At 33.1% G+C, this 11,755-nt stretch carries 11 protein-coding genes; 1 reads left to right on the plus strand and 10 read right to left on the minus strand.

What is annotated here, in order from left to right:
• Window positions 1-4: 4 nt before the first annotated feature.
• The 9 genes from Q0783_RS09370 to Q0783_RS09410 all read right to left on the minus strand — a co-directional run bounded on the left by Q0783_RS09370 (window position 5) and on the right by Q0783_RS09410 (window position 7,869).
• Window positions 5-298, minus strand: coding sequence for a hypothetical protein (locus Q0783_RS09370; protein WP_298894624.1), 294 nt, complete (start codon window positions 296-298; stop codon window positions 5-7).
• Window positions 299-342: 44 nt separating this feature from the next.
• On the minus strand, window positions 343-1,560 hold the full coding sequence (locus tag Q0783_RS09375) for a folylpolyglutamate synthase/dihydrofolate synthase family protein (RefSeq protein WP_298894625.1): 1,218 nt from the start codon (window positions 1,558-1,560) through the stop codon (window positions 343-345).
• Entirely contained in the window at window positions 1,561-2,418 is an 858-nt protein-coding gene (locus Q0783_RS09380; protein ID WP_298894626.1) for an energy transducer TonB, read from the minus strand.
• Between the two features lie 68 nt (window positions 2,419-2,486).
• Window positions 2,487-2,876, minus strand: coding sequence for a biopolymer transporter ExbD (locus tag Q0783_RS09385; protein WP_298894627.1), 390 nt, complete (start codon window positions 2,874-2,876; stop codon window positions 2,487-2,489).
• A gap of 1 nt (window position 2,877) precedes the next feature.
• Window positions 2,878-3,273 (minus strand): biopolymer transporter ExbD, encoded by a 396-nt coding sequence (locus Q0783_RS09390; RefSeq protein ID WP_230936076.1) that lies wholly within the window; start codon window positions 3,271-3,273, stop codon window positions 2,878-2,880.
• Window positions 3,273-3,956: a MotA/TolQ/ExbB proton channel family protein gene (locus Q0783_RS09395; protein WP_230936075.1), complete on the minus strand. Its 684-nt coding sequence runs from the start codon at window positions 3,954-3,956 to the stop codon at window positions 3,273-3,275. The genes Q0783_RS09390 and Q0783_RS09395 overlap by 1 nt, the downstream gene beginning before the upstream one ends.
• A 66-nt stretch (window positions 3,957-4,022) precedes the next feature.
• A complete protein-coding gene (gene nhaD, locus Q0783_RS09400) occupies window positions 4,023-5,420 on the minus strand; it encodes a sodium:proton antiporter NhaD (RefSeq protein ID WP_298894628.1) in 1,398 nt (465 codons plus the stop codon).
• A 10-nt stretch (window positions 5,421-5,430) separates the two neighbouring features.
• Window positions 5,431-6,657: a Glu/Leu/Phe/Val dehydrogenase dimerization domain-containing protein gene (locus Q0783_RS09405; protein WP_298894629.1), complete on the minus strand. Its 1,227-nt coding sequence runs from the start codon at window positions 6,655-6,657 to the stop codon at window positions 5,431-5,433.
• Window positions 6,658-6,810: 153 nt separating this feature from the next.
• Complete coding sequence (locus Q0783_RS09410; RefSeq protein ID WP_298894630.1) at window positions 6,811-7,869, minus strand: anhydro-N-acetylmuramic acid kinase; 1,059 nt, start codon at window positions 7,867-7,869, stop codon at window positions 6,811-6,813.
• A 92-nt stretch (window positions 7,870-7,961) separates the two neighbouring features.
• On the opposite strand from Q0783_RS09410, the gene Q0783_RS09415 reads away from it, so the two are divergent.
• Entirely contained in the window at window positions 7,962-9,104 is a 1,143-nt protein-coding gene (locus Q0783_RS09415; RefSeq protein WP_230936071.1) for an acyl-CoA dehydrogenase, read from the plus strand.
• 48 nt (window positions 9,105-9,152) lie between these two features.
• On the opposite strand, the gene Q0783_RS09420 is transcribed toward Q0783_RS09415, so the two are convergent.
• Complete coding sequence (locus tag Q0783_RS09420) at window positions 9,153-11,588, minus strand: helix-turn-helix domain-containing protein (RefSeq protein WP_298894631.1); 2,436 nt, start codon at window positions 11,586-11,588, stop codon at window positions 9,153-9,155.
• Window positions 11,589-11,755 lie beyond the last annotated feature (167 nt).

An 11,755-nucleotide genomic window follows, 5' to 3' on the forward strand; every position in this document is an offset into this window, starting at 1 on the left:
GAGGCTATTCTACAATTACGATTCCTTTTTGAAGCAGTATAGTTTCATTATTCTCAACTTGGTAAATTACAGGTTTTAACACTTTAGTAATTTTAGAGTGTCTATTTAAATCTCCTAATATATTTGCATCAACATCTGTCATTTCATTGCGGTAAGATTTCCCAATTGGGTTAACAATTTGAAATCCCATAGTTTCAAACTCGTGATAAATACGATCCAAATATCGATTTGCACTCTCATTACTGTCCTTTTTCATTTTTAAATCTAGTGCAAATATTTGATTAATAATTTCTGTCATTTTAAAAAATTGAATTGAATTTGAAAGATACAATTTTTTACAGTTTATACGACTTCAGCCACAACAAATGTACTGCCGCCAACATATATAATATCTTCCATTGATGCTGCTCTTTTTGCAGCATTCAAGGCATCCATTACATTTGGATAGGTGTGTCCATTATACCCTTTTGTTACAAAATAAGATTGCAAAATTTCGGCCTCAAGACCACGAAATACATTTGGTTTGCAAAAATAGTAGATGGCATTCTTGGGAAGTATTGATATAATCGTATCTAAATTTTTATCGCTTACCACTCCAAAAACGATGTGCAATTTATTATAGCGTTCTTCTTTTAGTTGATTGATGACATAAGATAATCCTTCTTTATTATGAGCCGTATCACAAATAATTTTTGGGCGGTTTTGTAATAGTTGCCAACGACCATTAAGGCCTGTATTTTTAACTACATTTTGCAATCCGTTTTTTATATGCTGATCTAAAACTTGAAACTTTTTTTTATTGAGCAATACTAGTGTCTTTAGTGTTGTTTTAATATTATGTTTTTGATAATTTCCTTTAAGATCACTTTTATATAATGGTAAGTTACATTGATCTGCAAAATAAATTTCAGAGTTGTTTTGAGTTGCAACATTTAAAAATACGTTCTCTGTCTCTATTTGTGTTTCACCAATAACAACAGGGATTTTTGGCTTAATAATGCCTGCTTTTTCTCGTGCAATAGCGTCATAAGTATCACCTAAAAACTGCATATGATCAAAGCCAATATTAGTAATAACGGAAATTTCTGGAGTAATTATATTGGTTGAATCCAATCGTCCACCAAGTCCAACTTCTATGACGGCAATATCTACTTTTTTCCTAGTAAAATAATCGAAGGCCATACCAACAGTCATTTCAAAAAAGGATAGTTTGTTAGATTCAAAAAAGGAGAAGTTACGCTCAATAAAACCAATAACAAATTGCTTACTAATTTCTTTACCATTAATTTTTATACGTTCTCTAAAATCTTTTAAATGCGGTGAAGTATACAAGCCTACTTTATAACCAGCTTCTTGTAATATTGAGGCTAGCATATGACTCGTAGAACCTTTACCATTGGTACCAGCTACATGAATACTTTTAAATTTGTGCTGTGGGTGATTTAAATGATCTGCAAGAAGTAACGTATTGGATAGATCTGTTTTATACGCTGATTTACCTTGATTTTGATACATAGGTAACTGCTTAAACATCCAGTTGACTGTATCGAGATAGTTCATTTAATTTCCTAGGCTAAAGTCTATTTTAACCCATCCAATTTGCGTAGTAGGTGCTTTAGAATCTGCAGGCCATTTATGAGTAAGAGCTGTTTTACGAGCTGCTTCATATAAGCATGAACCTCCTGTTGTTCCTCGTTTACCTGGTATGGCTTTCACCACTTTACCTGATCGATTCACATGAATTTCCACAACTACACGACCTTCTTCTTCACAATCTGGAAGCACTTTAGAATAGGTTGCACTTCCTCTACCATTGAGTCCGTAACCAGTTCCTCCAGATCCATCTCCTGGTCTTCCAAAATAACTTGGAGCATATGGGTCTCCATCTAACTGACCTTTATCTCCTGGACCATCTCCTGGACCTTCGCCTCCAGTCTCAGAGCCTTCAGAATTCTTAACGCCACCAATAAGTGCATCTAATTTATCTTTTTTGGCTTGCTCCTCTTTTCGTTTTTGTTCTTCTTTAGCTTTTCTAATTTGCTCTTGACGATCTGCCTCGGCTTTTGCTTTTGCTTCAGCTTCTTTAGCCTTTTTGATTGCTATTGCTTCAGCAGAATCATTGGTAAGTACATCTTCAGTTTTACTATTTGCCTCCGAATGTTTTTCAGGTTGAGTTTCCTCTGTCTGAGTTTCTTCTTTAACAACCTTTTCTACTGGTTGTGACTTGATAGGTTTTGTTGGTTGAATGTTTCCAGTTCCTACAGGAGAATTCCCGAAATTAACGGCTACTCCATATTCTATAGGTGGATCTGGATGTGCACACCCTCTAACCACAAACAATAGTAATAACAAAATTACCACAATCAAAGTTGTGACTTTTGCTGAATTTCTCTCGTGTATGGTTTCAAAATATTTCATTTTAACCTTCTTATTTAATTATAGTCATGGAGTAAATTACAACATTCGTTCCAAACTTTTGCTTTAAGCTATTCATCGACAGGTTTTACTGCCATTATAACTTTGAATTTATGTGTGTTAGCAATTTCCATCACATTAATCATATGTGCAACCGGAACCGATTTTTCTGCTTGTAAAATTACTGTCAAGCTATCATTTATAGCCTTTTCCAATAAAACTCTTTCTACATCTATTATATTGTATTTAATATCATCAACGTAGACATTTAAGTCCTTATTTATTTTTACAACAACACTATTCTCATGTTGAATAGAATCATTTGTTGTGGATACAGGCATCAAAATATCAATGCTAGCATTATGTTCTACTTTATCAGTAATGGTTTTAAAATAATAAAGTGTTACACATAAAACGATTCCTAATCCAAGATAGATGAAAGGTTTTAAATTTCGTTTCACTTTAATTATTTGGTTTAACCGCTAAAATTACCTTGAATTTATTTCTATTAGCAATATCCATCACTTTTACAACATTCTCCACAGGCACCGATTTTTCGGCGCGCAAAACCACTGTTGGTTCGTCTTGACTTGATAATGCCGAAATCAATTCTCGTTCCAGAACACTTTCGCCAACACGCTTTTGATCTATATAATATGTTAAATCCTTTTTTATACTAACAGCTACCGATCTTTTGTTTTCAGTTTTACCACTTGCTTTTGGTAATAAAATATCAATAGCATTTGTGGTAACCAAAGTAGAGGCTAGCATAAAAAAAATCAATAACAAGAATACAATATCTGTCATCGAAGACATATTGAATTCTGGCGTTACTTTATTTCTTCCTCTTAAATTCATTAAATAGGTTCGTTTAAGTGATCTAAGAATTCTAATGAATTCGCTTCCATTTGATAAACTACTTTATCGGTCTTAACTACTAAATGGTTATATGCCATGTATGCAACAATACCAACAATAAGACCTGCAACGGTTGTTGTCATAGCCGTATACAAACCATCAGATAATTGTTTAATATCTATTTGACCTCCAGAATTAGCAATTTCAAAAATGGATAAGATCATACCTATTACTGTTCCTAAAAATCCAATCATAGGCGCTACTCCAGAAACTGTAGCCAAAATACTAACATTCTTTTCAAGACTATAAATTTCTAATCGTCCTGCATTTTCAATAGCCGTATTGATGTCTTCGAGAGGTTTTCCTACTCTAGTAATACCCTTATTTATTAACCTCGATACAGGTGAATTAACTTGCGCACATAACATTTGAGCCGAGTCAATCTTTCCATTACTCACATGGTCTTTGATTTGATTCATAAAATTTGAATCAACCTTAGACGCTGATTTGATAGCAAAAAGGCGTTCAAAATAAATATAAATAGCAGCAATTAATAGAACGAATAACAAGGCTATTATAATTTGTCCAGCTGTACCACCACTACTTATGAGTTCTATGATGGATAGTGTTTTTTCGGTTGATTCTGCATCAGTAATTACTTCTGCTCCCTCTTGAATTATCATATTAATGAAATTGAAAATTAATTTTAACTATTGTAATAACGATTGTTTTCTTGCTAAAGTATATTCTTAAAATAATGTTCTTGTAAATAAGAATGCTGCAGCTCCAGCTAAAAAGCCTATTAAGGCTAACCATGAGATTTTTTTAAGATACCAGAAAAAGTCTATTTTTTCCATTCCCATAGCAACAACACCAGCTGCAGAACCTATAATTAACATACTTCCACCTGTACCAGCTGAATATGCAATAAAGTGCCATAATTGGTCGTCTATAGCTTCTGAGAACATTCCCAAACTAGCAGCAACCAGTGGTACATTATCTATTACAGCAGATCCCACACCTAGTAATATAACAACTAAATCGGAAACTCTTGTACCATCCATTTCAGTCGTTAACATCGGCATAGTATCTTGCAGTGAATTCGCAAATCCAAACAAAATCCCAAGCGATTCTAATGCAGCTACAGCCATTAAAATTCCGAGGAAAAATAGAATACTAGGTAACTCGATTTTGGATAAAGAGTGATGCACAGGACTATGATGAGCATGAGCATCGCTTTCTTCAGAATCATGACTTGAGATACTAAATTTCGAATTACTATATATTTCGGCAAAAATTGCTACAACACCAAGTGCCAGCATCATTCCTACATAAGGAGGTAAATGTGTAACAGTCTTGAAGATTGGTACAGATACAATACCTCCAAGCCCAAGATAAAGCATTGTTGAGCTAAATTTACTTTTGGGTTTATTAGAGTCTTCATCTATATCATTTTCTAATTGTCCTTGAAAAGGTTTCATAAAAGAAGCCACTAAAAATGGAACGAGCATACATAATAGAGAAGGTATAAACAGGTATCCAAATAGATAGCCTGTGGTCACTTTTTTACCAATCCATAACATTGTAGTTGTAACATCTCCAATAGGTGACCAAGCTCCACCAGCATTGGCCGCTATAATTATTAAACCAGCATACCATATACGAACACTTCTATCAGAAATTAGTTTTTGCAGTATTGATATTAAAACAATTGTAGCGGTTAAGTTGTCGATAATTGCCGAGAGAAAAAAGGCCAAAAACCCAAAAATCCAAAGAATTCTTTTTTTACTTTTCGTTTTAATAAATCCTTTTATCGTTGAAAATCCATCAAAATAATCTATAATTTCCACAATGGTCATCGCACCTAGTAAGAATACTAAGATTTCAGCTGTTTTACCCAAATGATGAAGCAATGTTTCTTCCATCCAGTGCATTTTGTCTTCATGTCCCAGAGTATCAAACCCATCTACCAATCCATGGCTAGATGAATCAAACCATTGGGGAAAAGAATCAATGCCCAATGAAATCAACGCCCAGCTTATGGCCATCATAACTAAGGCAGGAATTAGCTTATCAATTTTAATACTGTGTTCTACTGTAATGGCCAAGTAACCTAAAACAAATACGATTATAATTATGCTTTCCATAGTGATTGGATTATATTAATTGAGTTAAGGCTATTTCAAATGCCGTAGCACTAATGCCTGTTTTAGTTTGATTTTTATCATAAACTTTTTCGATAGCTTTTTTTATGATTTCAGAAGTATCATTAAAAATTGCCTCATCAGTCATTTTAACTTTACGCTCCATAAAGTAGGCAAAAACTCTAGCCATACCACAATTGGAGATAAAATCAGGGATTAAGCTCACCTTATTGTCTGTATGCTCCATAATACTACCAAAGAAAATTTCTTTATCAGCAAAAGGAACATTGGCGCCACATGAAATAACTTCTAAACCAGTATCAATCATTTGATCGATTTGATCTTGAGTTATAAGTCTTGAAGCTGCACATGGTGCAAAAATTTCGGTCTTGAGTGACCATATCTTTTCATTCATTTCTGAAAAAGGAATGAGGTTTTCACTTACCAAGGTGTTTCCAGATTTAGCCAAATACAGTTCGGTAATATCTTCAAAAGAGAATCCATCTTCATTTATCAAACCTCCAACGATATCAATAATACCAACAATCTTTGCTCCCATTTGAGACAAATAAAAAGCCGCTGCAGCTCCTACGTTACCAAAACCTTGCACAATAGCACGTTTTCCTTTTATAGAATCACCTTGAACATCATAAAAATGCTTAGCAGCTTCTGCAACACCAAAACCTGTGATCATATCTGCAACAGTATACTTTTTTGTCACACTAGGTGAATATTTAGGATTTTCTATTACTTTGATTACACCGTAACGCAATTGACCAATACGATTAATTTTATCTGCTTGAGTTGGTTTGAAATGCCCTTCAAAAACACCTTCTTGAGGATGCCAAACACCGCTTTCTTCAGTAATTGGAATAACTTCATGAATCTCATCAACATTGAGATCTCCTCCTGTTCCATAATAACTTTTCAATAGTGGAGCGACAGCTTTATACCAACGTTCTAAAACTCCTTTTTTTCTAGGATCTTTAGGATCAAAGTTTATCCCAGATTTAGCCCCTCCAATCCCAGGTCCAGATACTGTAAATTTCACTTCCATTGTTTTTGCAAGTGATAATACCTCATTCATATCAAGTCCTTTACGCATTCTTGTTCCGCCTCCAGCGGCACCACCGCGAAGGGAATTGATAACAGTCCAGCCTTCAGCTTCTGTTTCTGGGTCTTTCCAATTAAAAATGATTTCAGGGTCTTTATCTTCGTACTTTTGTAGTAGTTCTTTCATCTAAGAGTTCTTAGTTTTCAGTTGGTTTAGATGCAGCTCGCGTTTTCAAAAACTATATCAAAATAAGTTCTGAATTCACTCGTGTCATTAGTTAGTTATTCTATAACAAATATAAAAAACTAAAAATCGCTAGATTAGAAATTTACAATAATTTTATGGATAATATATTTCTCCTGAAGAGTGATCATTATTTGCACCTGTAACACTTGATAAACAATTGATTTCACCTCTTAATTTGAGCACACCAAGTAACCCAAATATTAGAGCCTCTTTATATTCTATAAGATCATGTGAAGGTTTTATCAATTCAAATTCCTTATAGTTAATAATTCGCTCAAGCAGAAAATCATTATAGGTGCCACCTCCAGTAAAAAGAACTCTGGTGTTCGCATTTACAGAACTTGCAATTTGTAGAGCTATATGCTCAACAAAAGTTCTCAAAATATCAGCATCTGAGAGAGTACTTTCCTCCAATACTGGACTTATAGTATTGTCTACCCACTCTAAACCTAATGATTTTGGAGGCTTTTCTTTATAAAAACCTATTTGGTTTAAATTATGTAATAACTCCTGATTTAGCACGCCAGTTTTAGCAATCATACCTTTATCGTCATAATCATAACCGAGAGCATTGGCATAGCGATTCATAACAATATTAACAGGACAAATATCATATGCTATTCGTTTGTTATCAATTTCAGAAGAGATATTTGCAAAACCTCCTAAGTTGATACAATAATCATACTTCGAAAACAACAATCGATCACCAATAGGTACTAAAGGAGCACCTTGACCTCCAAGTTCTACATCCTGTACTCGGAAATCACAAACAAGTCGTTGTTCTATAAGTTTGGCCAATTTGGGATGATTTCCTATTTGATACGTTAACCCATTATCTGGTTGATGTAATGCTGTATGACCGTGAGAGCAAACCGCATCAAGATGATCAATAGTATTAACTGTTATAAACTTTTGAATGACTTCCCCTAAATATTCAGTATAATCTAAATTAATTGCGTCTATAACCTCTCTTGGTTGGTTAACTATATGCCTTAATCTTTTTGACCAATTTTCAGAATATGGTATTGTTTCAGCTTTATGAATTTTGAACGTCCAGTGCTCTTTAAACATTAAAGTCATGTAAGCCAAGTCAAGTCCATCTAAAGATGTACCAGACATCACTCCAATAACATTGTACTTAGATTTTATCATATTCAGTAAAAATAGCAATCCTTATTGAAAATATACTAATAAAGAGTTATCTTTGCACTCACTTTTTATCAATTCAATAATTTATTAAGACTATGGATTTTAGTTTAACCGAAGAACATATTATGATTCGCGACGCAGCTCGTGATTTTGCACAAACCGAATTATTACCTGGAGTTATAGAGAGGGATGAAAAACAGCAATTTCCTCAAGAGCTTGTTAAAAAAATGGGCGATTTAGGCTTTATGGGAATTATGGTTGACCCAAAATATGGTGGAAGTGGAATGGATGCGATTTCATATGTCTTAATTATGGAAGAACTTTCTAAAATTGATGCCTCTGCTTCGGTTATGGTTTCTGTAAATAACTCATTAGTGTGTTATGGGTTAGAAGCTTTTGGAACAGAAGAGCAAAAACAAAAATACCTAACAAAATTAGCTACTGGTGAATTTATTGGAGCATTTTGTTTAAGTGAACCAGAAGCAGGTAGTGATGCGACATCGCAAGCTACCACTGCGATAGATAAAGGAGACCATTACGTTATTAATGGAACCAAAAACTGGATTACCAATGGTGGTCGAAGTGATGTATATTTAGTCATTGCTCAAACTGATAGAGAAAAAGGTCATAGAGGAATTAATGCTTTTATTGTTGAAAAAGGCATGGAAGGATTCGATATTGGACCAAAAGAAGATAAGTTAGGAATTAGAGGAAGTGACACACACACCTTACAATTTAATGATGTAAAAGTTCCAAAAGAAAATAGAATTGGTGAAGATGGATTTGGCTTTAAGTTTGCCATGAAGACACTATCGGGTGGTCGTATTGGCATTGCTGCTCAAGCCTTAGGAATTGCTTCTGGAGCCTATGAACTTGCACTGAAATATTCTAAAGAGCGTAAAGCTTTTGGTACTGAAATTTGCAACCACCAAGCCATTGCTTTTAAATTGGCAGATATGTATACTGAAGTTGAGGCAGCTCGTATGCTAGTCATGAAAGCAGCTTGGGATAAAGATCAAGGCAATAACTATGATATGTCTAGTGCTATGGCGAAGTTATATGCTTCTAAAGTAGCTATGGAACAATCTGTTGAAGCGGTTCAAATACATGGTGGAAATGGTTTTGTAAAAGAATACCATGTTGAGCGTTTAATGCGTGATGCTAAGATTACTCAAATTTATGAAGGTACTTCGGAAATTCAAAAAATTGTAATCTCAAGAGGTGTTATTAAAGGCTAATCTTTAAAACAGGATAAATGAAAGGCTTCAAATTTTTTTGAAGCCTTTTTATTTTGATAAATCCTCTAAAACTAATCTTAGCTCAGCATAGGAATACTTATCGTCTATTTGGTGTTTTAAATCTGATAGATTTTCAAATGTATGCTTAGGGATTATGTTCTTCAATTCTTCGTAGTGTTCTTCTGAAACCAAATCAGTAATTTTCACTTCGCCTGAAGATATAAAACTGGCTAAGTGACCAACAATTGTATTTATATTTAATTCTCGCTCATTAGCAATATCTTCAATAGAATTTCCAGATTTAAATAAACTCAGAGATTCTTTTTTTGTATCCCCTTTTTTACGCTTAAGTTTAGGTTTTTCAAAAATCTCGATAGCTGAAGACGTTTCAATATTATTCTCATCACAGTAACCTCTAATTACCGCTAATATGTCGTTTCCATATTTCTCAACACGCACTTTTCCCATACCATTAACAGCTTTTAACTCTTTCTTATTGGTGGGCAACGTTTCACACATTTCATACAATGCTTTTTGAGTAAATATTTGATAATGTATTAAATCTTCACGTTGAGCAATAGTATTTCTTAATTCGCGAAGTAATTCGAAAAGTTCTATGTTTGTTGTACCATCGATTGCAACTTTTCTTGGTTTCTTAGGTTTTTCTTTTACAAGAAAAACAGACTTGGCTCTCAATTCTAAAAAGGCAGACACTTTAAAACCATTGGTAAGTTCATTTAAATATAGTAGTTTGGCGGCTATTAATTCTTCAAAAGTTTCCAATTGGTTTGTGATATCTTTGTCTAAAGCTTTATTATCTGTTGTAAAGTTAAAACTCTTATAAGGTTCTATAATATTAGTCTGCGTTTGATGATTAAAATAATCTAGTGCTTTTTTAAAACGCTTTTGTAATAACTCATTAAACTCTGTCAATTGATTCCCAATAGACATTTCTAAAAGTTGAGCTCTAAATCCGTTAGCCACTTTTAATAAATCTGTAATAGTTACTTTAATGGCATTCAATGGTATTTCAACGTGTCCTTCTATACTACCTCTATTTTTAAAATAAATATCTAGAATACGATTAATAGGATATAAAAATTTGTAATAGTCGAATAACTCAGAAATTAAATTTAATTGAAATTCAATTTTAGATTTTTCTAAGATATTAGTATCGGGTTCATTTTCTTCTAATGTCTTAGTAAAAGATTTGATATTTGAATCGCTGATAACTTGGTTTTCATTTATCTTACTTTTAAGTACTAATCCTTCAAGACTCTTACACCTACTTAATGCAACATACGTTTGTCCATGAGCAAATGCTCCTTGAGCATCTATAATGGCCTTTTCAAATGTTAATCCTTGACTTTTATGAATTGTTATTGACCAAGCAAGTCGCAAAGGCATTTGAGTGTAAGCTCCTACTTTATTTTCGGTAATAACCTTAGTTTCTGGGTCGATTGTGTAATTAATATTTTCCCAAACTTCTGGAGTCGTAACAATATTAAAATCATCGTCGGGGCATTTTACTATAATCTCGTCATTATCTAAAAAAATAACTTTACCAATTTTACCATTGAAATATCGTTTTTCTATTGAACTATCGTTCTTAACAAACATAACTTGAGCTCCCACTTTTAAAACTAATTCTTCCTTATTAGGATAAGAATATTCAGGGAACTTTCCTTCAATAATAGCTTTATATGTTTTATGCTTTCCGTTTAGCTTTTCAAGTTCTAATTTATTGGTATGCTCAGCTTTATTATTATGAGTGGTTAAAGAAATATAACCTTCATCTTCTGCAGGAACAAAATCAGGTTTAAATCGTTTATTCAGTTCTATAATAGAAGATTGAGATAACTTATTATTTCTTATCTCATTTAAAATTTCAATAAATTTCGGGTTATCTTGCCTATAAATATGTTTCAACTCTATAGTTATCGCATTACATTGCTGATAAGCTAAACTGCTAAAAAAATAAATATTTTTATAATACGATTTGAGTAGTTGCCATTCATGATCTTTTATAACTGGTGATAATTGTTGTAAATCCCCAATCATCAATAATTGTACACCTCCAAAAACTTTATTTCGATTTCTAAATCGTCTTAATGTCTTATCAATTGCATCAAGTAAGTCGGAACGAACCATACTAATTTCATCTATGATTAATAAATCTAGAGACTTGATTATATTAATTTTTGTTTTATTGAATTTGCGATTGAAATTTGATGAATTATTTAAATCATCACTAGGAAGAATAGGTCCGAAAGGAACTTGAAAAAACGAATGTATTGTAATTCCTTTAGCATTAATGGCTGCAACACCTGTTGGCGCAACAATAACCATTCTCTTTAAAGATTTCATTTTTAATTTATGCAGAAAAGTTGTTTTTCCTGTTCCTGCCTTACCTGTTAGAAATACATTTCTGTCGGTATAATTGACAAAATCCCACACTAAATCTAATTCCTTATTTACAGTCATTTAATAATTCCATATTTATTTCGAAGATAAAAAATAAAAATAGTCACTAGGGTTTAATCATAAGCTAAATCTAGACAAATAAGTTGTTGGAGTATACAAAAAACAAAAACCCCGTTCTATAAATAAGAACGGGGTTTCAAAAAAGGCGACGACCTACTCTCCCACGA

This window comes from uncultured Psychroserpens sp. (assembly GCF_947500255.1).
Classification (GTDB): Bacteria; Bacteroidota; Bacteroidia; order Flavobacteriales; family Flavobacteriaceae; genus Psychroserpens.